The organism is Agrobacterium sp. (assembly GCF_059499945.1).
Genome location: NZ_JCABZP010000003.1, coordinates 495,898 through 517,486 on the forward strand (window position 1 = coordinate 495,898; position 21,589 = coordinate 517,486).

A 21,589-nucleotide genomic window follows, 5' to 3' on the forward strand; every position below is an offset into this window, starting at 1 on the left:
AGGCATGGCCGCACGGCAACGCATCATCCCCGTCAGGCGCGAATATAACCGCTGGGTCGCCAACCAGACGCTGGAAGATTATGCGCTGCGCTTCACCGCTAAAAGCGCCCGGCAATTTTCGTCCAACCGCATCTCCCACACCGCCATCGGCGCTATTTCCTTTCTGGCACTCGAAGCCATCGGCGGCGCGATCACGCTGTCATACGGCACCACCAACGCCTTTTACGCCATCATCGTCGCGGCCATTGCCATGCTTGCCGTCGGCCTGCCGATCAGCCGTTACGCCATCCGTCACGGCGTCGATATCGATCTCCTGACACGCGGCGCGAGCTTCGGTTACATCGGCTCCACCATCACCTCGCTGATCTACGCCGCCTTCACCTTCATGCTCTTCGCCATAGAGGCGTCGATCATGTCCGGCGCGCTGGAGCTGGCGCTCGGCATTCCGCTCTGGATCGGCTACATCATCTCCGCCGTCATGGTCATTCCGCTCGTCACCCACGGCGTGCGCCTCATCAGCCGTTTCCAGATCATCACCCAGCCCTTCTGGATCGTGCTGAACGTATTGCCCTTCATCTTCATCGCTTTGATGGACTGGGAAAAATACGATCTGTGGCGGGCCTTTTCCGGCATTCATCACGCCTCCGGTCCGCCGGGCACCGTGGCCCATTTCAATCTGGTGGAATTCGGCGCGGCGTCTGCCGTCATCCTCGCGCTGATGTCGCAGATCGGCGAACAGGTGGATTTCCTGCGCTTCCTGCCCGCCGAGGGACAGAGCCGCCTGCGCCATCGCATCGCGGTCTTTCTGGCGGGTGCCGGCTGGGTCGTCGTCGGCGTGCCGAAGCTGCTGGCCGGTTCCTTCCTCGTGGTCTTGACCTTCAGTTCCGGCGTCTCGGTGGACCGCGCCGCCGATCCGGCCCAGATGTACCTGACCGCCTTCGGCTACATGATCCCCAACCATACGGCGGCTATGCTGCTGATGGTCGCCTTCGTGGTGGTCTCGCAGCTGAAGATCAACGTCATGAACGCCTATGCGGGCTCGCTCGCCTGGTCCAACTTCTTTTCCCGCCTCACCCACAGCCACCCCGGCCGCGTGGTCTGGCTGGTCTTCAACGTAGTGATCGCGCTGCTGTTGATGGAACTCGGCATCTATCGCCTGCTGGAAGAAACGCTCGGCATTTTTTCCATCGTCGCCATGGCCTGGCTCTGCACCATCTCGGCCGATCTGTTCATCAACAAGCCGCTCGGCCTTGCCCCACCGGGCATCGAGTTCAAGCGCGCCCATCTCTACGATATCAATCCCGTCGGCGTCGGCTCCATGGCGCTTTCGGCCACCATTGCGCTGATGGCGCATTTCGGCACCTTCGGCGCACTCGCTGCCTCGCTTGCGCCCTATCTCACCCTCATCGTCGCCTTCATAGCCTCGCCGCTGATCGCCTGGGGCACGAAGGGCAAATTCTATCTGGCCCGCAAGCCGCGCCAGAAATGGCGCGAGCTGAGCGCCATCACCTGCTCCATCTGCGAACACCCGTTCGAGCCGGAAGACATGGCATGGTGTCCAGCCTATGCGGCGCCGATCTGTTCGCTCTGCTGCTCGCTGGACAGCCGCTGCCATGACATGTGCAAGCCGAAGGCCAAGCTCAACTATCAAGTCGCGACGGTCGCAAAATCTTTCCTGCCCCACCAATTGGTTGCAAAACTCGCCACAAGGCTCGGACGTTATGGCATGGCGGCGGCCATCGCCGTCACCGCCATTGGCGGCATATTGGCGCTCATCGCCCATCAGGTCGGCACCGCCTCGCCGGCAACGGCTGACGTGGTCAACCGCACCATCCTCATCGTGTTTTTCGTCTTTGCCGTCATTGCCGGCATCGTCTGCTGGTTTCTGGTTCTTGCCCATGACAGCCGGGTGGTTGCGGAAGAGGAATCCTCACGCCAGAACACGCTGCTGTTGAAGGAAATCGCCGCCCACAAGAAGACCGACGCCGCCCTTCAGGACGCCAAGGAAACGGCTGAGGCCGCCAACCGCGCCAAGAGCCGCTACGTGGTCGGCCTCAGCCACGAATTGCGCACGCCGCTCAACGCTGTTTTGGGCTACGCCCAAATCCTCGAACGCGATGAGACCATTCCCGCGCCGCGGCAATCGGCCATCAAGGTCATTCGCCGTTCCGCCGACCATCTCTCCGGCCTGATCGACGGGCTTCTGGATATTTCCAAGATCGAGGCTGGCCGCCTGCAGGTCTATTCCAACGAGATCAATATTCAGGATTTCCTCGACCAGATCGTCGACATGTTCCGCCCGCAGGCGCAGGCCAAGGGGCTGGAATTCCGGCACGAACGCGCCCATTCCCTGCCGCAATATGTCCGCACGGATGAAAAGCGTCTGCGCCAGATTCTCGTCAACCTGCTCTCCAACGCCATCAAGTTCACCGATGAGGGCAGCGTCACCTTCGATGTCGCCTATCGCAGCCAGGTGGCAAGCTTCACGGTGTCGGATACCGGGCGCGGCATTGCCGAAAAAGACCTCGCCCGCATCTACGAGCCTTTCCAGCGCGGCGAGGCCGAAAGCGTGCGCCCCATGCCGGGCCTCGGCCTTGGGCTGACAATCACAAGGCTTCTGACCAACACGCTGGGCGGCGAGATTTCCGTCTCCAGCGAGAAGGACAGCGGCTCCACCTTTCGCGTCCGCCTCATGCTGTCTGCCGTGCATCGGCCAAGCACCGCGCCTGCGGCAGAAAAGACCATCCGCTCCTATTCCGGCCCGCGCCGCACCATCGTGGTGGTTGATGACAATGAGGATCACCGCGAGCTGATGCGGCAGGTGCTTTCGCCGCTCGATTTCGTGGTGCTGACCGCCCAGAGCGGACCGGAATGCCTGACACTCATCGAAGGCGTGCAGCCCGACCTCTTTCTCATCGATATCTCCATGCCCGGAATGTCCGGCTGGCAGCTTGTGACGAAGTTGCGTGAAGCAGGGCAGACGGCTCCGCTCATCATGCTCTCGGCCAATATCGGTGACGGCACCGTAGCGGGTGCCGGAGAAGACAATCACAACGACGCCATCGCCAAGCCGGTCGATATCCGCCACCTGTGCGACAGGCTTGCGGTGCATCTCGGCCTGAAGTGGATTTACGATACCGACCTTCCCCCGGCACCCATCCCCCAGCCGCCGGCGCAGATCGTTCATCCCGGCGTAATTCATATCAAGGATTTGCAGAGGCTCGGCGAAATAGGCTACATACGCGGCATAGAGGCAAAACTCGCAGATCTCGCCCGCAACACCAACAACCTGCCCTTCACGCAAGAGCTTGGCACCTATGTGCAGGCCTTCGATCTGGCCGGTTACGCCCATTTTCTAAAGCGGTTTGAAGAGAACGACAGGGGAGACGGCAAGGCATGAGCGGGCAAGGCGCAGCACTGCCGAGAGACATTGTATTGCTGGTGGATGACAGTCCCGAAGCGCTGGGGTTCCTCACCGATGCGCTGGAACAGTCAGGCTTTTCGGCGCTGATCGCCACATCCGGTCAGGCCGCGCTCAACATTGCCGAACGCATCACGCCCGATATCATCCTGCTCGATGCGGTCATGCCGGCCATGGACGGTTTCGAAACCTGCCGCCGCCTGAAGGCCAACGCCGCCGTGGCCCAGGTGCCTGTCATCTTCATGACCGGGCTGACGGAGACCGAACATGTGGTGCGGGCGCTCGAATCCGGCGGTGTCGACTATCTGACCAAGCCGATCAACATCGATGAGCTGCGCGCCCGCATCCGTGTGCATCTCTCCAATGCCCGCTCGGCGCAGAGCGCCCGCGTGGCGCTGGATGCCGCCGGTCGGCACCTGCTCGCCGTGCGCGCCAACGGCGCGATCCACTGGTCCACACCACAGGCAACCCGGCTGGTCAACGCCGCCACCGGCCGCGATGATGGGCTGGAGATTGTCGTTGCCCATATTTCCGGCTGGCTGGCCGACAGGACAACGGTGGATTCCGCCCGCGATGCACCGCTGACGATCACCGAGGCCGGGCGGCCCGCTTTGCAGCTATCCTTCCTCGGCGCAATGGGACCGGACGAATATCTCTTCCGTCTGACAGCCGCCAATGAGAAATCCGACGACCACCTGCTGAAGGACCACTTTGCCCTGACAACGCGGGAATCGGAAGTTCTGCTGTGGATTGCCAAAGGCAAATCCAACCGCGATATCGGCGATATTCTCGGCCTTTCCGCCAGAACCGTGAACAAACATCTGGAACAGATCTATGTGAAGCTCGGCGTCGAAAACCGCGCTTCGGCGGCCGTCAAGGCGGCGCATATTTTGCATCAGGGCTGACGAGCACAATTAGTGCGGTAAGGTTCAGCAAACATATATTTTCTGCTTGAATGCAGAGTATCCGCTTCCGGCCGAGCGGATGCCCCTTGTTTCTTCTCCCCACCGGGGAGAAGTCCGCGGCAGCGGGATGAGGGGGCAAGCGTCGAGATATTCGGAGAGCTTGCCCCCTCATCCGACCCTTCGGGCCACCTTCTCCCCGACGGGGAGAAGAAACCTGCCTCACCCCTGCCTGCCGAAAAATCACCACCCGATCCACCTGATCCCCAACACAGGAGAAACGCCCATGAACCGTTTCATCATCCTTTCCGGCTGCTCCGGCGGCGGAAAATCCACCCTCCTCGCAGAACTTGCCCGGCGCGGTTTCGTAACCGTCGAGGAGCCCGGTCGGCGCATCGTCATCGAAGAAACCCGCAATAACGGCACCGCCCTGCCCTGGATCGACATCGAGGCCTTCGCCCGCCGGGCGATCACCATGGCCCTGGAAGACCGGCAAAAGGCGCCAGCGGATGGCCTCGTCTTTTTCGATCGCGGCCTGATCGACGCCGCCTCTGCGCTACGCCATGTCGGCGGCGATGGCTTCATCGATACGCTGAAAAACACGCACCGCTATAACCGTCTGGTTTTCCTCACCCCGCCCTGGCCTGAAATCTATCGGGGCGACGATGAACGCCGGCATGATTTCGACGCGGCGGTCGAGGAGTATGAACGTCTTGTCCGGGACTATGAAGCGCTTGGCTACGATAGCGTCGTGCTTCCAAAATCAGGCATCGAGGAACGTGCCGACTTTATTCTGGCGCGGATCGGCTGAACAGCCACAGGTTCGGCAGCGATATCAGAGCAATTGCGCGACGGTAACAAACTCGAACCCGCGTTGACGAAGGCCATCTATGATCAGGGGCAGCGCCTGCCGGGACACCTCGCGGCTTCGATACATGACATGCATGATGATGATCGAGCCGTTTCTCGTTTGCTCGATGACGTGACTGGCGAGGGCGGCCGCATCGTCGGCGACATCGGGAAACGATTCCGGTTCGACATCCCACATGATGGTTTTCCGGTCATGCCGTGAAAGATACCAGGGCAAGGTGAGCAGCTTCTTGCCATAGGGCGGCCGGAACATGATCTCGCCTTCGTAGCCCGCAGCGCGAATAGCCGCATCGGTGCGCTCGATCTCCTCCCTGATCCGCGCCGGCCCCATGAACATCATGTTGGAATGCGTATAGCTATGGTTGCCGAGCTGATGCCCCTCGCTCACGATCATGCGCGCCTGCGGCAGGTTTTCTTCGGTCTCCTTACCGGTCAAAAAGAAAGTCGCTTTTACCCCGCGCTCCCTCAGGATCGTCAGGACATCAGGCGTAAAACGCACCGACGGCCCATCGTCGAAGGTCAGCGCCACCACCGGCCTTTCCGTTTCGACCCTTGCGATGATGCCACCAAATAATTGCGTCGTTCGGGATTTGCTGAAGAAATGCACGCCTATCAGCACCGCCGCCAGCCCAGCAAGAACAAGGAATAGAGACACGGTTCGCTTTATCGTCATTGCTACCCCTCATTGCAGTTTTCCCGAGAGGCTTTGTTTCCCGCCTTGTTGTCTCCAGTATGGCAAGCCGGACCACAAAAAGAAAAAGCCCGGCATCGCTGCCGGGCTTCGATAGGAAGTCACAGAAGAGCTTAGCTGCCCTGCTGGATGTAGGTGAACTTGCCGTCCGGACCCTTCTTCCATTCGTACATGACGTAGCCGGGAAGCTTCGGGTCGCCCTTCTCGTCGAAGGAGATGTCGCCAAGCGCGGTCGGGAAGGTGCCGGACTTCAGGGCCTCGGCAACCTTTTCCGGCTCCACGGAACCGGCAGCCTTCGCCGCACCGGCAATCGCCTGCATCGCGGCGTAGGAGTAGAGCGTGTAGGCTTCCGGGTTGAAGCCGGCGGCCTTGAACTTCTCTACCAGCTCCTTGTTTTCCGGGCGCAGCGTCGGATCGGGGCCGAAGGTGTTGAGCGTGCCTTCAACGGCGTCGCCGGCGATGGAAGCAAGTTCGTTCGAGACGATACCGTCTCCCGAAACGAGCTTCGCCTTCAGGCCCTGGTCAGCCGCCTGGCGGATGATGAGACCGGCTTCGGTGTGCAGGCCGCCCCAGTAGATGATGGAAACGCCGGCTTCCTTCATCTTGGAGATCAGCGCGGAGAAATCCTTGTCGCCGACGTTGACGCCTTCATACATGACCTCAGTCACGCCGGCGGCATTGGCAGCCTTCTTGGTTTCATCGGCAAGGCCCTGACCATAAGGTGTCTTGTCGTGAATGATGGCGACCTTGGCGTCCTTGAAATGATCGGCCAGGTACTTGCCGGCGATGCCGCCCTGCTGGTCGTCACGGCCGCAGGTGCGGAAAGTGTTCCACAGGCCGCGTTCGGTGAAAACAGGGTTGGTTGCGGCAGGCGTGATTTCGAGAATACCGTTTTCGGCGTAAACTTCAGAGGCCGGAATGGAAACGCCGGAGTTGAAGTGACCGACAACGAATTTCACGCCGTCAGCAACGAATTTGTTGGCAACCGAAATACCCTGCTTGGGGTCGGATACGTCGTCGCCCAGCACGATCTTGATCTGCTCGCCATTGATGCCGCCGGCGGCATTGATGTCTTTCGCAGCCTGTTCGGCACCCTTCTGGATCTGAGCGCCAAAAGCAGCATTCGGGCCGGTCAGCGGTGCGCCGACAGCGATCACGACATCGGCCCAGGCCGAACCGCCAAACGCGACCATGGCGGTCAGCGCAACAGCGGAAAGAAGAGACTTCTTCATTACTTTACTCCCAGTTCCTTTGGATGGGTTGATTGCAAGGACCTGTTCAGTACCCACCTTCACTGAACAGGAAACCGTTCCACTCTGACGAGCATTGTGCAGCCGGAAAAATCCGCCTGTCAATCTTTCTTCTTGTAGGAAAATGCCGACGTCCGGTCGTAGAGCCAATAGTAATTATTGACCATCTGGCTCGTCCTGCGCATGCGGAAACCGATGCTGGAAAAGACCAGAAGAAGAACGACGTCAAACACGTAATAGAAGCCGTTGATGAACGGCCCGTTGAAGAGCGCGTAATGCAGAAACCGCATGACGAGCCCCAGTGCGAGCGTATAGATCACCACCCGCGTATAACCGCCCCAGCCATCGGCCACCGATCTGCCCGTGCGCCACGCCGTCCAGAAACCCAAGAGAACAACCAGTGCGCGCAGAACATAACGCACGCCGTTATCGGTTTCGAAAAAAAGGCCCTGCATCTCTTTCCCCATCAGTGCCGGGCGGAAACGCCCTGGCCCTGCCTTGTCTGTCGTCCCGTCGTTTCCCGCCGGGCATTTTATTGTTTACGCCCCGCCAGGGATCCTTAAGGTTTGGCCGAAAGGACGGCAGGCCGCCGTTTGCAGTCTTGCGCCGCAAGATTTCCGGCGCAAGTAAAATCTTTCAGTGCCGTCCGCCTTCGAGATAGGCGGCGCGCACCTGCGGATCGGCGAGCAGTTCCCTGCCCGAACCACTCATCGTCACCTTGCCGTTGACCATCACATAAGCGCGGTCGGAAAGCTTCAGCGCGGCAAAGGCGTTCTGCTCCACGAGGAAGACGGTCAGCCCCTCTTCCTGGTTGAGTTTCTTGATCGCCTCGAAAATGCCCTTGACGATCAGCGGTGCAAGACCGAGTGACGGTTCATCAAGCAGCAGGAGCTTCGGACGCGCCATCAGCGCGCGGCCGATGGAGAGCATCTGCTGCTCGCCGCCGGAAAGCGTGCCGCCGCGCTGGCTCTGGCGCTCTTTCAGACGCGGGAACATCGTGAAGATCTTCTCGACGTCCTCTTTGAAATGCTTGAGATTATCGAGATTGGCGCCCATCTGCAGGTTTTCCAGCACTGTCATGCGCGGGAAAATCCGGCGGCCTTCGGGAGACTGGGCGATGCGCTTGCGGGCGATGAGATGCGTCGGCAGATGGGTAATGTCCTCACCGTCGAAGATCACCTGACCGGCGCGCGCCTGCGGGCTGCCGCAAATGGTCATCATCAGCGTCGACTTGCCGGCGCCATTGGCGCCGATCAGGCTGACGATCTCACCCTTGTTGACCTCGACATCAACACCGGCCAGAGCCCGGATATTGCCATAATAGGTTTCGACACCCTGGACTTTGAGAAGCGATTCACCGGGCATCAGGCCGCTCCTCCGTCGAGTTCTTCCGCAATCACGTCTTCCACTTCATCATCCTCGACACCCAGATAGGCGGCGATGACCTTCGGGTCGTTCTTCACATGGTCCGGCGAACCGTCGGAAATCTTCTGGCCATATTCCAGAACCACAACATGGTCGGAAATCTGCATGACCACGGACATGTCGTGCTCGATCAGAAGCAGCGACGTGCCTTCATCGCGAATGCCGCGCAGCAGCGCATTGAGCGCCAGCGATTCCTTCGGATTGAGACCGGCGGCCGGCTCATCGAGGCACAGAAGCTCCGGCCCCGTGCACATGGCGCGGGCGATTTCCAGACGGCGCTGCGCGCCATAGGGCAGATCGCCGGCCGGATCGTCGGCGCGGTCGGTCAGATCGGCCTTGTCCAGCCAGTATTTGGCCTTTTCGATCGAGTCGTCCACCGCCCGCCGGTAAGCGGGCAGGCCGAGAAGACCGAGAATGGTGTAACCCGAGGCCTTCATCAGCGCATTGTGCTGCGCCACCAGCAGGTTTTCCAGAACCGTCAGACCCGAAAACAGGCGGATGTTCTGGAAGGTGCGCGCCACCTTCGCCTTCTTGGTGATCTCGAAATCCGGCAGGCGCTCGAGAAGATGCGCCTCGCCACTCTGCTGGCGCATGGTGATCATGCCCATGGTCGGCTTGTAGAAGCCGGTGATGCAGTTGAAGACCGTGGTCTTGCCCGCACCGTTGGGGCCGATCAGCGCCGTGATCTCGCCGCGCTTCGCCTCGAAGGAGAAGTCGTTGATGGCCATCAGGCCGCCGAAGCGCATCGAGAGATGTTCGACCTTGAGGATCGTATCGCCAGTGGTGTTTGGTGTCATGTTCGTCATTCCGGAAGCCATCAACCGTGACCTTCCTTGGTAAAGCTGCCGGAGACGGCCTTGCGTTCTTTAAGGAAGGCCGTGGGTTCACGCGAGCCGACGAAACCGCGCGGCTTGAACAGCATGACGATGACCATGGCGAGACCGAAGAGCAGCATGCGGTAAAGTTCCGGCGTGAAGTCAGGCCCGAAGACATGCTTCAGGAACTCCATCTCACGCAGAAGCTCGGTGCCGCCGACCATGACGAGCGCCGCAATGGCGATACCTGTCAGCGAGCCCATGCCGCCAAGTACGACGATGGCGAGGATGACGGCCGATTCCAGGAACACGAAGCTTTCCGGCGAAACGAAACCCTGCCGCGCGGCGAAGAACGAACCGGCGAAACCGCCGAACATCGCGCCCGTGGCAAAGGCGGTGAGCTTGGTGATGACGGTGTCGATGCCGAGCGAACGGCAGGCGATTTCGTCCTCGCGCAGCGCTTCCCATGCACGGCCGATCGGCATGCGGCGCAGCTTGATGGTGACGTAAGCCGTCAGCATGCACAGAAGCAGGATCACGTAGAACAGGAAGATCTTGTAATAGGCCGACGACATCGACAGGCCGAAGGCCTTGGCGAAATTGTTCGGCGCGGCGACATCGAAGGACCAGATGCCGAAGACCGAAGCCTTGGCGATGCCGGAAATGCCGAAGGTGCCCTTGGTGACGGCCGTCCAGTTCAAAAGCACGAGGCGGATGATCTCACCGAAGGCCAGCGTGACGATCGCCAGATAGTCGCCGCGAAGGCGCAGAACCGGGAAACCGAGAATGATGCCCCAGAAGCCGGCGAGAATGCCCGCCACCGGCAAAAGCACCCAGAAGGACAGGCCGAAATGGCTTGACAGCAGCGCGTAGGAATAGGCGCCGACCGCGTAAAAGGCCACATAACCGAGATCGAGCAGGCCGGCGAGGCCGACGACGATGTTCAGGCCCCAGGCCAGCATCACATAGATCAGGATCTGGATGCCGAAATTGTCGACGAATTTCAGCGAGCCCTGAAAGCCGAACAATTGCACGGCGATAACAGGATAAAGCAGCAGCAGGACGAGCGCCAGCTTCAGGAAGTGCTTGTGGAAAAATCCTTTTTCCTCGGAGATTTCCAGAATGCCACTTTTCGCCTTGGCAAGCCGGCGGCGGTCCAGCGACGGCTTGATGAAGCCGACCACGAGAAAGCGGCCGACCGCGGCAATGCCGACGAAGATCGCCAGAAGCCCCCAGCGGGTGCCCCAGATCAGCTGGTTGTTGATATCCTGATAGGTGACGATGCCGACATAAAGAATGAACATGCCGAACGAGATGAGGCCCGCAATCAGGCCCTCCTTCAGGGCCGTCGCCATCAGGCTCGGGCTGGAAGCGGCGTTTTCGGAAGCGATATTGGTCATGGGATCACACCTTCTCGACTTCCGGACGACCGAGAATACCGGTCGGCTTGAAGATCAGCACGAAAGCCAGAATGCCGAATGCCGCGACATCCTTGTAGGCGATGGAGAAATAGGCCGACCACAGCGATTCAATGAGACCGATCAGCAGACCGCCGAGAACAGCGCCCGGAAGCGAGCCGATGCCGCCGAGAACGGCCGCGGTAAACGCCTTGACGCCGGGAATGAAGCCGTCGCTGAACGAGGCAACGCCATAATACATCAGATACATGGTGCCCGCGACCGCAGCCAGCGCCGCACCCATGATGAAGGTGATGGAGATGGTCTTGTCGACATCAACGCCGAGCAATGCGGCCATCTTGCGGTCCTGTTCGGTGGCGCGCTGCGCCCGGCCGAGCGGGGTCTTGTTGACAATGTACCAGAAGGCGAAGAGCAGCACCGAGGTGACGACCATGATGATCAGCTGCTTCAGCGAGACGGTAATGGCGCCGAAATGATAGCTTTCCGTCACCATGGACGGGATCGGCTTGTTGCGCGGACCCTGGGTGACCTGGATGAAGTTGGACAGCGCGATCGACATGCCGATGGCAGTGATCAGCGGCGCCAGGCGGAACGAACCTCTGAGCGGGCGGTAGGCGACGCGCTCGATCACCCAGTTCCACAGGCCGGTCATCAGCATGGCGACGACCATCATCAGAAGCAGAAGAAGCGCCACCGGAATGCCGGCGACAAAAGATGTCACGATCAGGAAAACGATCAGGGCGGCGAAGCCGCCAAGCATGAAAATATCGCCATGGGCGAAGTTGATCATGCCGATGATGCCGTAAACCATCGTATAGCCGATAGCGATGAGGCCGTAGATCGATCCAAGAGTCAGCCCGTTGATGAGCTGCTGGATAAAATACTCCATGTCTTTCCCCCGGGCACGACCTCGAATGGGTCACGCCTCGTTATGTTAATTATAGGGGAAGCCTTTCAGGCAGACCCCCACCCTCAAAATGCATATCGTGTTCGTTAAAAATGTGAAGTCAAAAACGGGCGATCCTGCACAAAATTTGGAATTTCCACATGGACTGCCGCTTTCCCGGTCAAAAGAGCCATGATTTTGGCAGGAAGTGCTGAAAAAATGACGGTTGGATGCTTATTTTAGCATTGTCCAATGCCATTATTTGACGGGCAGCGGGCAAAGGAGTAGCGAATATCGGAACGGCGATATCCCGCAGACGGGATACAATTGGCAAAGAGATGATCGACATATTGACGAAAGCGGCGCTGGACGCCGGGCAGGCCATCATGGCGGTCCATCGCGCCGGCCCACATGTGTCATACAAGGACGACTGTTCGCCCGTGACCGAGGCCGACCAGCGTGCCGAGGTGATCATCCTTGCGGCGCTGGTCCTCCATTTTCCTGACATCCCCGTGGTGGCCGAAGAGGCTGTCTCAAACGGCATCCTGCCGGAAACCGGTGCGGAATTCTTTCTCGTCGATCCGCTTGACGGCACCAAGGAATTCATTGCCGGCAAGGACGATTTCACCGTCAATATCGCGCTCATCCGCAATGGCGTTCCGGTGGCCGGCGTCGTTTACGCCCCCTGCCGTGGACAGGCGTGGACGGGTGACGAAAACGCCGCCGAAAAGCTCGCAATATCAGGCGAAGGCGCAATCCTTTCGCGCCACCCCATCCGGGCGCGTCAGCGCGGCGCTTCACCCGTGGCGCTGATCAGCCGCTCGCATTGCACGGCGAAAACGGAAGCCTTCGTGGCCGAACACGGGCTGAAAGACTGCATTTCCGTCGGCTCCTCGCTGAAATTCTGCATGCTGGCGGAAGGCGCTGCCGATATCTACCCCCGCTTCAGCCGTACCATGATGTGGGACACGGCCGCCGGCGACGCCGTGCTGCGCGCCGCAGGCGGCAGGACGCTCGATTGCGAGGGCAGGCCCCTTGTCTATGCGGTGAGGGGCGATGGCGAGGATGCGCTGGCCAATCCGGACTTCATTGCCGAGGGGGCGATGGCGGTGGAACACGCGGGGTAACAGGCGCTCGGCGCGTTTCCTCGGCTCTTGCAAAGCGCGGATCGATCTCCGCTTCGGCGTATGAGGCTTCACCCCCCTCTGCCCTGCCGGGCATCTCCCCTTCAAGGAGGGAGATCAGCCGGAGGCACTACCACCACTTCATTCGCAAATGCTGAGATGGGCGAAGCCTGCCCGCGAGTCTATCTCCCCTGTTGAGGGGGAGATGCCCGGCAGGGCAGAGGGGGTAAGCCGCGCCCACCAAGGCCCAACAAAAAATAATCCATCCCCACTCATCCCCACCCCACGTCCCCCCGTCACAATGCCCCGCAAGGAAACACCACAACGCGGAAGGCACATCATGACGGAACAGACGGCGAGACTTCGGCTTCCTTACATCCTGCCCTCACAGGCCCAAAAACACGTCACCCACAACGAAGCCCTGCAAAGGCTGGATGCAATCGTGCAGCTCACCATCAAGGCTGCCGTTGCCGCCCCGCCCGAAAATGCGGCCGAGGGCGATTGTTTCCTGCTGACGCCGGACGCCGCCGGCGACTGGGCCGGCAAGGGCGGCAGGCTCGCGTTCCGGCAGGATGGCGCGTGGCTCTTTATAGTACCGCAGCCGGGCTGGACGGCATGGTTTGCGACCGAGAGCAAATATCGCCTGCTGCAAGACGGAAGCTGGCGCGACATGCCGCTGCCGGCCACCGGCCGGCAGGAGCGGCTGGGGATCGGCGCGGAGGCCGATGACACCAACCGGCTGGCGCTTGCCTCCCCCGCCAGCCTCTTTACCCATGCCGAGGAAGACGGCAGCCACCGCATGACGATCAACAAGGCGGCAAAAGCCGATACCGCCACGCTGCTGTTCCAGTCCGGCTGGAGCGGCCGGGCGGAAATGGGCCTTGCCGGCCATGACGGGTTTTCGATCAAGACCAGTGTGGATGGCACCTCCTGGCACACGGCGCTTCTGTGCAGCGGCGATGGCCGGGTCTCGATGCCCAACCGCCCACTCGCCGTCGCCGGCATGCCCTCTGGCACGACGAAACCCGCCAATGGCTCGGCGGCGGGTTTTTCCGTGCTCTTCATCGCCGAGGGCGGATTTGCGCTCGGGGAACCCGTGGGAACCGGCGGGCGTGAACTCGTCGTTCCGGCAAAGGGCCTTTATCTGGCAGCATTGTCGCTCGCCGTGGCCTCCTCCTCCGGCCACCGGGTGACGCTTTTCATCAACGGTGCGGCGGCCAGTTTCGGCATGACAGGAAATGCATCGACCTCAGGCACACAGCAGTCGGCAACATCGATCCTTCCGCTCGATGCCGGCGACCGCCTGCGGCTGCAGCATGAGGGAACGGCGGAATTTACCCAGGGCAGCGGGAAAACGTGCCTTTCGCTTGCGGCACTCTGACGGAAACAACCGATGAGAGAGAAAAATTGCGATTTTTGGAAAAATTTTTTCCCGGCAAAATAAGGCGACTCGAACAAATCAGGCGAAACCGTTCAAATTCTTAATAAATTGTCACGAGCTGCTTAGGCAATTTTTAAAGGTACCGGGATAGAGTTCCCGTCATATGGTCTTGAGTTTGTATAGAGTGTCCAATGACCGAAATGATACGCCCACGAGTTAAATATGTCATCGGCCCCGATGGCAGCCCTCTGACGATTGCGGATCTTCCGCCTGCCAATACCCGTCGCTGGGTCATTCGCAGAAAGGCGGAGGTGGTTGCCGCGGTACGCGGAGGACTGCTGAGCCTCGAGGAAGCCTGCGAGCGTTATACGCTCACCGTTGAAGAATTCCTGTCCTGGCAGTCCTCGATCTCCGATCATGGCCTCGCCGGTCTGCGCACCACGCGCATTCAGCAATATCGCCACTAAACAGTGCGCCGGCGCGGTAACGCGCCCCAAACCGAATTCCAGAACGCCCCGCCGGATCATCGACGGGGCTTTCGGTTTGATTTCGGATTTCTCCTGAAAACTGCCCGACAGAACCGGTGATTGTCGCCGGTTTGTGTCCGCTGCGTTCGCTATCGCGCTGTTTCAATTCAGGCGCAAGCCGTTAGAGTGGCGAAAACGAACAGCAATGCGGAGGCAGAGACCATGGACATCAAGACCACCGAAACCGGATCGCACGGCGAATATTCGGCGACAATCGACGGCCACAAGGCGGAGATGACCTATTCGCGCACCTCCCCTTCCCTCATCATCATCGACCATACCGGTGTGCCCGATGCGCTGCGCGGCAAGGGTGTCGGCCAGGCGCTCGCCGCCCATGCGATTGATGAAGCCCGCAAGGGCGGCTGGAAGATCATTCCGCTCTGCCCCTTCTTCAAGGCCCAGACATTGCGCCATGCCGAATGGGCGGATGTGATCCAGGGGTAAAATGGCAGACATAAAGAGCGTAATGGCAGCTATCTACGGGTGTTTTGGCCAAAACGGAGCATCCACACTCCGTCACCCCGGCCTTGAGCCGGGGTCCAGCAAGCTCAGTCATTGAGCTGAAAAGACTCTTCTCGTTGCGCAGGCGCGCGTCGGCTGGATGCCGGATCAAGTCCGGCATGACGGCGGAGAGATTTTCAGGTGTGCCAGCAATCACGCCACCTTCAACGGCGGCGTCCCGGCATGCATGCTCCGGCGGACTTCTTCACGGAATTCCAGCGTATCCTCTGCGCCATGCACCGCCACGGCATGTTGCACGGCCGCTTCCATAAGCTCTTCTTGAGAATCGGCGGAAATGGCAACGGTGCATCTGCTGTCACTGGGGAATTCACGGCAATCGATATATTGGCGGGCCATTTTTTCCTCCCTGCAATAGCCGCCCGCGCCTGCACGGGGCGCGTGCGCGTAAAAGCCTCCGGCTCACGGTCGGAACCCCCGTAAAATACGCCTTTCCCAACTTCCGGACAATCGAAATCGGGCATGACCGTCCCGGCGGGAAACACCGGCGACGCCGCAAAACAAAAGGCCGCCCTTAAGGAGCGGCCTTTTAAAAAAATGCATGGCGTCCCGTCATTGAAAGCCGCCTCCTGATCCACCGGCAGCCGTCAATGAGGACGATCATTCGTCAGCTTTTGCGCCTGTGGTCAGGCGCGGGCGCGGATGGCTCCGTCGCGGTTTTCCAGTGCGGCGGCCTTTTCATATTCGGCCTGCACCTCTTCCAGCGAAGCCTCGGCGGCCTCCTGCTGGGCCTTCAGCTCCCGGATCGAGACCTGAAGATTATCCGCCCGCTGGCGCGCGGCCTTGGCGAAGGTCGGATAGGCGAAATGTGTCGGATCGGTAATGCCCGACTTGCTCTCTTCCAGAGAGATCTGATGCACCAGTTCCTTTGCCATCCGCTCAAACTCGGACATCATCTGCTGCAGCTGGTTAAGCTGCCGGCGTTTTTCATTGACCTGAAATTCCTTCAGGCGAACCAGGCTGTCACGCGACTTCATACGCAATACTCCATGGATAGCGAGACCCGGATCAAAAAAGGCACTATGCCCCCTGACCGGCCCGTTTAACCCGCCCGTTTTTCCGTAAGGGTTGACCCCTGTCCCGGAATGATTCCCAAAAGTTACCCGACGTTAATAAAAAACCGCCGTCGTTAACCTTTCGTTTACGGGCATCGTTAATGATAAACACGATCATTTAAGGGTCGGTAAATGCCAGGTCCAAAAAAACGGGCCAGACGATGTAAGAGTCGATTGAATCACTTAGCGGGAAATCCTCACGTTGAGCTTCAATTTTGGCGATGGTGGATTCACGTGCAAAAACAGCGAAATGCCTTCTTTGCTTAATAAATTCGATACACCTTGCCAAAGGCAATTAGAATTTGTTAACCATTTGGTGGCAGCCTGCAAATCAGGCAACGTCTGGATCCGCATCGCGCGAGGCAATGATTTACCGGTTCGCGGGCGGCAAAGGGGATAATTATGCGGGTTCTACTTATTGAAGACGACAGCGCAACAGCGCAGAGCATTGAACTGATGCTCAAGTCGGAAAGCTTTAACGTCTACACGACCGACCTCGGCGAGGAAGGCGTGGACCTCGGCAAGCTCTACGATTACGATATTATTCTTCTCGACCTCAACCTGCCCGACATGTCGGGTTACGAGGTTCTGAGAACGCTTCGCCTCTCCAAGGTCAAGACGCCGATCCTCATCCTGTCCGGCATGGCCGGCATCGAGGATAAGGTTCGCGGCCTCGGCTTCGGCGCAGACGATTACATGACGAAGCCGTTCCACAAGGACGAACTTGTTGCCCGCATTCATGCCATCGTCCGCCGTTCCAAGGGCCATGCGCAGTCGGTCATCGCCACCGGCGAGCTTATCGTCAATCTCGATGCCAAGACGGTTGAAGTGGGCGGCCAGCGCGTTCACCTGACCGGCAAGGAATATCAGATGCTTGAGCTGCTTTCGCTGCGCAAGGGCACGACGCTGACCAAGGAAATGTTCCTGAACCACCTCTATGGCGGCATGGACGAACCGGAACTGAAGATCATCGACGTCTTCATCTGCAAGCTGCGCAAGAAGCTCGCAAACGCCGCCGGCGGCGCAAACTACATCGAAACCGTCTGGGGCCGCGGCTATGTTCTGCGCGAGCCTGACGGCGCCACGGAATTCCTCGAAACCGCCTGATCCAATCCGGAACAGGACAGTTTTTAAAAGACCCGCTGGAAACGGCGGGTTTTTTGTTGCGATTTTCTCTCCCTCATTGCTGTGCCTGTCACAGGAATCCAGCCATCCCAAGTCCTTGGGTTGAAAGGACTCTCCGCCGCGCAGACGCGTCGACCGGATTCCTGTGACAAGCACAGCAATGAGGAGAGAAAGACCTGGCCACGCATCGCCAAAGGACGCCGGTACATGAACCACGCCATCCCAACCCTCAAGACGGATCGCCTGACGCTGCGCCCGCTGACCATGGCGCATTTCCCCGCCTATCGGAACTTCATGACGTCGCCGCGCTCCATCGGTGTCGGCGGACCATACGACCTGCCCTCAACATGGGGCGTGTTCTGCCACGATCTCGCCAACTGGTACTTTTTCGGCCATGGCGCGCTAATGATCGAGCTTGGCGAAACGGGGGAATGTATCGGCCAGGTCGGCATCAATCACGGTCCGCTGTTTCCGGAAAAGGAACTTGGCTGGCTGCTTTACGAAGGCCATGAGGGGCGCGGTTATGCCGCTGAAGCCGCCTCGGCGCTGCGCGACTGGGCCTTCAGGACCCTGAGCCTGCCCACGCTTGTTAGCTACGTCTCGCCGCAAAACCGCAAATCAGCGGCCGTCGCCGAACGAATCGGCGGAAGGCTCGATCCGGCAGCACCTCGTTCCGATCCCGAAGACCTCGTTTATCGGCACTATCAGGTAAACGCTGTTTGAAAGAGGGACGCCTTGCGGCCATTACGGTCGCGAGGCGTCCCGAAAATCCAACTTAGCGCATTTCCACTTTCAGAAAGCCGAGGATTGCCTCCGCGATCTGCGCATGGATGGCCACGCGGTCCCTGCCGCCGCCATCCCGGCAGACGAAACCCTCACCCGGTGAAAGTTCCTCCACGATCTTTTCGCCGTTCGGCTTGCAAATCTGCATGAAGCTGAAATGGCTGGCATCCGGTATGTCCCGATAAACCGTCGTCGCCTTTGGCAGATGCCGGGCGATATATTCGGAATCGGCCTTGATAGCGGCGATCTCTGGTGTCTCCACACCTGCCGCCAGAACCAGAACCGGTACGCTGACGGCCTGCAGCGTTTCCGGCAGGAAACCCGCGGCCGGCCCGAGATCCAGCGCGATGGCAGCGCGGATGCGGGCATCCTTCAAATCCATCGAAAGCCGCGGATCGGCCTTGCCGTCACCGACAACCCCGACTTTGGCTAGCAGCCGGGGAGCCTTGCATTGCGGCGGGCGCTTCTCTGCGCCGCAATCCCTCAGGGCAAGATCGGCGCTGTATCGCGCGCCAACCAGTTCCATCGCGGTCCAGCCGCCGAGGGAATGGCCGATAACCGCGATGCGCGTCCCATCGATCCTGCCGGCGAATCGATCATCGCCAAGCAAGGCCGTCAGCGTTCTGCTGATGTCGCGCGGCCGTTCCCACAATGGAACGATCTCGGTCGCATTTTCTTCGGTAAATGATTCGCCGCCGTGATCCGGAGCGGCCACGACATAACCTTCCCGAACAAGCTCGCCGGCAATCCAGTTCAGGTTGCGCCAGCTACCGCCAAAACCGTGCGACAGCAGCACGAGCGGACGAGAATCCTTAAGAAAAGAGGCACCCGGTTGAACCTCAAGACCGTAAAATGCGGCATTTTCGCCGACGATCTCGCTTTTGCCCGAGGGCGCGGCCGGGTACCATAATGAAACGGCAAGCGTTCTCGCGCCCCCCTCATCCGGCAATTCGATCTGTTTAAAGCCGATACCGCTTTCCGCCCTTGCGGCCTGAGCAGTGGAAAAGATGACGAGTATCGCCAGAATGAAATAGCGCATGGGATGCTCCAGGAGTTGATATGGACCAACCCTTGGTTCAAACCGCCGCCTGCCGAGACCTCAAACAGGTTTCAGGTCGTCCTGAAACGCAATCGAGACAGCGGCTCGCTCGCAAACGCTTCCTGTTATGCCGAGCGCTAGATATCCGCGATCCGCTCGAAAAGCCGCACGGGACTGTCGCGGAAGGTCGTTTCCCGGAAAGGACAGAAGCCGAAACGGGCGGCGATCGCGAGCGACGGCGCATTCAGCGGATCGATCATGCAGACGATCCGGTTCGATATGCCCTTGGCATCAAACCAGCCAAGGGCGGCCTGTACCGCTTCGCTGGCCACACCCTTGCCGGTCAGATCCCTGTCAATCTTCCACATGGCCTCCGGCGCGGTGTCGAAATCCGCGCCATGTCCACGGCGCATATGGGCCAGCCCCACCTCGCCGACGATTCGTCCCGTGGCGGTTTCCTCCACCACGAAGGGGCCGAAACCGAAGACGGACCAGTGGCCGATGAAACGCAGAAGCCGCGCGAAGGCGAGTTCGGGATCGAGCGGCGCGATCGAGCTCACGCCCGGGATCGGATGAACATCCGCGCTCCAGAAGGAGCAATAACGTGCTTCGTCCTCGATGGCATGCGGCCGCAGCAGGAGACGCGCGGTTTCGACACGGATCATGAGACCTCCTCCTCTGAAAAGAAAAAGGCCGGGCACTGGCAAAAGCCGGCCCGACCCCTGATGGCGTCACTGTCGCATCGAAACGATCACTCCGTAATCGTCTTCGCCGTAAACACGATGCGATCGTCATGCACCTTGTATTCCACCGCCATATTGGCCTCTTCGGCCAGAAGCAGCGTGTAATAGGGCTGGACGGAATGGGCGTCGACCGCCTCTTCCAGCCTGCCTTCATAAATTTCCGCGAACTTGGCCGGCACGCGCATCATCCGGCCCTTGACGGTGATTTCGAACCTGGCGTCGCCGTCGGGGCTTTCCAGCAGCACATCCACATTGCCGCCACGCGGAATGGCGCCGTAAGCCACGAGGAAAAGGTTGAGCAGAAGTTTGACACGATTCTTCGCAACGATGGCGCGCGGGCCGTTCCAGCTCACTTCCGCCTTCTTTTCGGCGGCAGCGAAATCCTGGGCAGCCTTTTCGGCCTCACCGGTGTCGATGGACGCGCCGGCGGAGCCGGAAGCACCGAAAGCAAGGCGGGCGAACTTCAACCGCACGGATGCGTTAAGGGCTGACGTGCGGATGAGATCGAGCGCATCGTCATCCGTGCCGCCCTCGTCCAGAAGTTCGAGGCCGTTATTGATGGCGCCGACAGGAGAAATAACGTCATGGCACACACGGCTGCACAGAAGAGCCGCCAGATCGGGACCGGACAGCGTGATATTGAGTTTGCTGGTCATAAAATTCTCTCCTGCGCAAGGGAGGCGCGGACGGTGTGGAAATTGTTAAGCCATAATGACACCATATTTGGTAAACCGATTGTTAATAGGATGGTTTCAAAATGCCAAATGCCTTAACAGGCCACACTGGAGCCCCGTGTATCCGCAAGGATGCGCGAAACATGCTGTAGAACTTTGACTCTGCGCGACCGGCCCTTTCGAAAACCGATTCGGATTTTCGGGCTTATGCGCTAACGAAACAGACGGACGGACATGACGATGCGCCTTACGAAAACCCGCACCATTGCACGCCTCGGACTGGGAAAGATTGTCGCGCTCCTTGCGAGCCTCTTGATGTGGGTCGCACCGGCCTCGGCCCAGAACAGCGATCAATATTCGTTCCAGGAAGTCGTGGATGCAGGCCACGGATTCTTCGGTGAAACCACCGGCGGTCTTGCCAAGGTGGTGGAGCGCGCCTTCCAGCAATACGGTCTTCCAAACGGTTACATTCTCGGGCAGGAAGGCTCCGGCGCTTTCGTCGCGGGCCTCACCTATGGCGAAGGCACGCTTTACACCAAGAACGCCGGCCAGCACCCCGTCTTCTGGCAGGGCCCGTCGCTCGGCCTCGATTACGGCGGCCAGGGCACCCGCGCCATGATGCTGGTCTATAACCTGCCCTCCGTCGATGCGCTTTACCGCCGTTACGGCGGTGTGAGCGGCTCCGCCTTCATCGTCGCCGGCGTCGGCATGACCTATCTGAAGAGCAGCGACGTGACCCTCGCGCCCATCCGCACCGGCATCGGCGCGCGCCTCGGCATCAATGTCGGCTACCTGAAGCTCACCCAGCAGCCGACCTGGAACCCCTTCTGATTCGCTAAAGCCGGGGCGGGAGGAAATAACGGGCCGGTTTTGACGGTGCGACACCCCTCCCCACGGTTGCAATAATAGCGTAACGTGCTTTCGCGCCCCTCTTTCCGAAT

22 protein-coding genes are annotated in these 21,589 nt (G+C 59.8%); 10 read left to right on the forward strand and 12 right to left on the reverse strand.

The features are described from left to right. Positions 1-4 precede the first annotated feature (4 nt). The 3 genes from AC5I5B_RS04590 (at position 5) to AC5I5B_RS04600 (ending at position 5,134) form a co-directional block, all read left to right on the forward strand. Complete coding sequence (locus AC5I5B_RS04590; RefSeq protein WP_111834781.1) at positions 5-3,400, forward strand: ATP-binding protein; 3,396 nt, start codon at positions 5-7, stop codon at positions 3,398-3,400. Further along, the gene (locus AC5I5B_RS04595; protein ID WP_013636721.1) at positions 3,397-4,326 is read left to right on the forward strand and encodes a response regulator; all 930 of its coding nucleotides are present in this window, start codon (positions 3,397-3,399) and stop codon (positions 4,324-4,326) included. Before AC5I5B_RS04590 ends, AC5I5B_RS04595 begins: the two co-directional genes overlap by 4 nt. A 283-nt stretch (positions 4,327-4,609) precedes the next feature. After that, entirely contained in the window at positions 4,610-5,134 is a 525-nt protein-coding gene (locus AC5I5B_RS04600; RefSeq protein ID WP_111834780.1) for an AAA family ATPase, read from the forward strand. Between the two features lie 24 nt (positions 5,135-5,158). Here the strand turns inward: AC5I5B_RS04600 and AC5I5B_RS04605 are convergent, their stop codons facing one another. The 7 genes from AC5I5B_RS04605 to AC5I5B_RS04635 all read right to left on the reverse strand — a co-directional run bounded on the left by AC5I5B_RS04605 (position 5,159) and on the right by AC5I5B_RS04635 (position 11,681). Further along, entirely contained in the window at positions 5,159-5,866 is a 708-nt protein-coding gene (locus tag AC5I5B_RS04605; protein ID WP_004430067.1) for a polysaccharide deacetylase family protein, read from the reverse strand. Positions 5,867-5,997: 131 nt separating this feature from the next. After that, a complete protein-coding gene (locus AC5I5B_RS04610; RefSeq protein ID WP_004430064.1) occupies positions 5,998-7,116 on the reverse strand; it encodes a branched-chain amino acid ABC transporter substrate-binding protein in 1,119 nt (372 codons plus the stop codon). Between the two features lie 119 nt (positions 7,117-7,235). Next, positions 7,236-7,589 (reverse strand): DUF6867 family protein, encoded by a 354-nt coding sequence (locus AC5I5B_RS04615; protein ID WP_004430061.1) that lies wholly within the window; start codon positions 7,587-7,589, stop codon positions 7,236-7,238. A gap of 181 nt (positions 7,590-7,770) precedes the next feature. Then, the gene (locus AC5I5B_RS04620; protein WP_004430059.1) at positions 7,771-8,499 is read right to left on the reverse strand and encodes an ABC transporter ATP-binding protein; all 729 of its coding nucleotides are present in this window, start codon (positions 8,497-8,499) and stop codon (positions 7,771-7,773) included. Next, positions 8,499-9,377, reverse strand: a complete 879-nt coding sequence (locus tag AC5I5B_RS04625) for an ABC transporter ATP-binding protein (RefSeq protein WP_004430053.1) — start codon at positions 9,375-9,377, stop codon at positions 8,499-8,501. The genes AC5I5B_RS04620 and AC5I5B_RS04625 overlap by 1 nt, the downstream gene beginning before the upstream one ends. Beyond that, a complete protein-coding gene (livM, locus tag AC5I5B_RS04630; RefSeq protein WP_495752374.1) occupies positions 9,377-10,774 on the reverse strand; it encodes a high-affinity branched-chain amino acid ABC transporter permease LivM in 1,398 nt (465 codons plus the stop codon). Before livM ends, AC5I5B_RS04625 begins: the two co-directional genes overlap by 1 nt. A 4-nt stretch (positions 10,775-10,778) precedes the next feature. Continuing rightward, a complete protein-coding gene (locus tag AC5I5B_RS04635) occupies positions 10,779-11,681 on the reverse strand; it encodes a branched-chain amino acid ABC transporter permease (RefSeq protein ID WP_004430050.1) in 903 nt (300 codons plus the stop codon). A gap of 335 nt (positions 11,682-12,016) precedes the next feature. Between AC5I5B_RS04635 and cysQ the strand changes: the two genes are divergently transcribed. The 4 genes from cysQ (at position 12,017) to AC5I5B_RS04655 (ending at position 15,154) form a co-directional block, all read left to right on the forward strand. Further along, complete coding sequence (gene cysQ / locus AC5I5B_RS04640; RefSeq protein ID WP_495752375.1) at positions 12,017-12,805, forward strand: 3'(2'),5'-bisphosphate nucleotidase CysQ; 789 nt, start codon at positions 12,017-12,019, stop codon at positions 12,803-12,805. A gap of 337 nt (positions 12,806-13,142) precedes the next feature. Continuing rightward, positions 13,143-14,183 (forward strand): DUF2793 domain-containing protein, encoded by a 1,041-nt coding sequence (locus AC5I5B_RS04645; protein WP_262514095.1) that lies wholly within the window; start codon positions 13,143-13,145, stop codon positions 14,181-14,183. A 191-nt stretch (positions 14,184-14,374) separates the two neighbouring features. Then, positions 14,375-14,650 carry a CtrA inhibitor SciP gene (sciP, locus tag AC5I5B_RS04650; RefSeq protein WP_004430042.1) on the forward strand — a complete coding sequence of 92 codons (276 nt, stop codon included), beginning with the start codon at positions 14,375-14,377 and terminating at the stop codon, positions 14,648-14,650. A 222-nt stretch (positions 14,651-14,872) separates the two neighbouring features. Further along, positions 14,873-15,154 (forward strand): GNAT family N-acetyltransferase, encoded by a 282-nt coding sequence (locus tag AC5I5B_RS04655; RefSeq protein ID WP_003522924.1) that lies wholly within the window; start codon positions 14,873-14,875, stop codon positions 15,152-15,154. Positions 15,155-15,364: 210 nt separating this feature from the next. Here the strand turns inward: AC5I5B_RS04655 and AC5I5B_RS04660 are convergent, their stop codons facing one another. Continuing rightward, complete coding sequence (locus tag AC5I5B_RS04660) at positions 15,365-15,568, reverse strand: DUF1059 domain-containing protein (RefSeq protein WP_004430026.1); 204 nt, start codon at positions 15,566-15,568, stop codon at positions 15,365-15,367. 287 nt (positions 15,569-15,855) lie between these two features. Next, positions 15,856-16,206, reverse strand: a complete 351-nt coding sequence (locus AC5I5B_RS04665) for a flagellar export protein FliJ (RefSeq protein ID WP_003491821.1) — start codon at positions 16,204-16,206, stop codon at positions 15,856-15,858. 480 nt (positions 16,207-16,686) lie between these two features. On the opposite strand from AC5I5B_RS04665, the gene ctrA reads away from it, so the two are divergent. Both ctrA and AC5I5B_RS04675 read left to right on the forward strand, forming a co-directional pair. Beyond that, entirely contained in the window at positions 16,687-17,391 is a 705-nt protein-coding gene (gene ctrA / locus AC5I5B_RS04670) for a response regulator transcription factor CtrA (protein WP_003522926.1), read from the forward strand. 225 nt (positions 17,392-17,616) lie between these two features. Next, positions 17,617-18,132, forward strand: a complete 516-nt coding sequence (locus AC5I5B_RS04675) for a GNAT family N-acetyltransferase (protein WP_087744881.1) — start codon at positions 17,617-17,619, stop codon at positions 18,130-18,132. Positions 18,133-18,184: 52 nt separating this feature from the next. Here AC5I5B_RS04675 and AC5I5B_RS04680 read toward each other — a convergent pair whose 3' ends face one another. From AC5I5B_RS04680 to chpT, 3 genes are all read right to left on the reverse strand, one after another. Continuing rightward, the gene (locus AC5I5B_RS04680; RefSeq protein WP_161974130.1) at positions 18,185-19,231 is read right to left on the reverse strand and encodes an alpha/beta hydrolase family protein; all 1,047 of its coding nucleotides are present in this window, start codon (positions 19,229-19,231) and stop codon (positions 18,185-18,187) included. Between the two features lie 137 nt (positions 19,232-19,368). Continuing rightward, entirely contained in the window at positions 19,369-19,896 is a 528-nt protein-coding gene (locus AC5I5B_RS04685; protein WP_004430003.1) for a GNAT family N-acetyltransferase, read from the reverse strand. Between the two features lie 86 nt (positions 19,897-19,982). Beyond that, on the reverse strand, positions 19,983-20,630 hold the full coding sequence (gene chpT / locus AC5I5B_RS04690) for a histidine phosphotransferase ChpT (protein WP_060723657.1): 648 nt from the start codon (positions 20,628-20,630) through the stop codon (positions 19,983-19,985). Positions 20,631-20,882: 252 nt separating this feature from the next. Between chpT and AC5I5B_RS04695 the strand changes: the two genes are divergently transcribed. After that, the gene (locus tag AC5I5B_RS04695; protein ID WP_020011624.1) at positions 20,883-21,479 is read left to right on the forward strand and encodes a DUF1134 domain-containing protein; all 597 of its coding nucleotides are present in this window, start codon (positions 20,883-20,885) and stop codon (positions 21,477-21,479) included. Positions 21,480-21,589 lie beyond the last annotated feature (110 nt).

Coding starts and splice junctions, on each gene's coding strand:
- AC5I5B_RS04590 (WP_111834781.1), top strand. CDS start 5: ATGGCCGCACGGCAACGCATCATCCCCGTCAGGCGCGAATATAACCGC.
- AC5I5B_RS04595 (WP_013636721.1), top strand. CDS start 3,397: ATGAGCGGGCAAGGCGCAGCACTGCCGAGAGACATTGTATTGCTGGTG.
- AC5I5B_RS04600 (WP_111834780.1), top strand. CDS start 4,610: ATGAACCGTTTCATCATCCTTTCCGGCTGCTCCGGCGGCGGAAAATCC.
- AC5I5B_RS04605 (WP_004430067.1), bottom strand. CDS start 5,866: ATGACGATAAAGCGAACCGTGTCTCTATTCCTTGTTCTTGCTGGGCTG.
- AC5I5B_RS04610 (WP_004430064.1), bottom strand. CDS start 7,116: ATGAAGAAGTCTCTTCTTTCCGCTGTTGCGCTGACCGCCATGGTCGCG.
- AC5I5B_RS04615 (WP_004430061.1), bottom strand. CDS start 7,589: ATGCAGGGCCTTTTTTTCGAAACCGATAACGGCGTGCGTTATGTTCTG.
- AC5I5B_RS04620 (WP_004430059.1), bottom strand. CDS start 8,499: ATGCCCGGTGAATCGCTTCTCAAAGTCCAGGGTGTCGAAACCTATTAT.
- AC5I5B_RS04625 (WP_004430053.1), bottom strand. CDS start 9,377: ATGGCTTCCGGAATGACGAACATGACACCAAACACCACTGGCGATACG.
- livM (WP_495752374.1), bottom strand. CDS start 10,774: ATGACCAATATCGCTTCCGAAAACGCCGCTTCCAGCCCGAGCCTGATG.
- AC5I5B_RS04635 (WP_004430050.1), bottom strand. CDS start 11,681: ATGGAGTATTTTATCCAGCAGCTCATCAACGGGCTGACTCTTGGATCG.
- cysQ (WP_495752375.1), top strand. CDS start 12,017: ATGATCGACATATTGACGAAAGCGGCGCTGGACGCCGGGCAGGCCATC.
- AC5I5B_RS04645 (WP_262514095.1), top strand. CDS start 13,143: ATGACGGAACAGACGGCGAGACTTCGGCTTCCTTACATCCTGCCCTCA.
- sciP (WP_004430042.1), top strand. CDS start 14,375: ATGACCGAAATGATACGCCCACGAGTTAAATATGTCATCGGCCCCGAT.
- AC5I5B_RS04655 (WP_003522924.1), top strand. CDS start 14,873: ATGGACATCAAGACCACCGAAACCGGATCGCACGGCGAATATTCGGCG.
- AC5I5B_RS04660 (WP_004430026.1), bottom strand. CDS start 15,568: ATGGCCCGCCAATATATCGATTGCCGTGAATTCCCCAGTGACAGCAGA.
- AC5I5B_RS04665 (WP_003491821.1), bottom strand. CDS start 16,206: ATGAAGTCGCGTGACAGCCTGGTTCGCCTGAAGGAATTTCAGGTCAAT.
- ctrA (WP_003522926.1), top strand. CDS start 16,687: ATGCGGGTTCTACTTATTGAAGACGACAGCGCAACAGCGCAGAGCATT.
- AC5I5B_RS04675 (WP_087744881.1), top strand. CDS start 17,617: ATGAACCACGCCATCCCAACCCTCAAGACGGATCGCCTGACGCTGCGC.
- AC5I5B_RS04680 (WP_161974130.1), bottom strand. CDS start 19,231: ATGCGCTATTTCATTCTGGCGATACTCGTCATCTTTTCCACTGCTCAG.
- AC5I5B_RS04685 (WP_004430003.1), bottom strand. CDS start 19,896: ATGATCCGTGTCGAAACCGCGCGTCTCCTGCTGCGGCCGCATGCCATC.
- chpT (WP_060723657.1), bottom strand. CDS start 20,630: ATGACCAGCAAACTCAATATCACGCTGTCCGGTCCCGATCTGGCGGCT.
- AC5I5B_RS04695 (WP_020011624.1), top strand. CDS start 20,883: ATGACGATGCGCCTTACGAAAACCCGCACCATTGCACGCCTCGGACTG.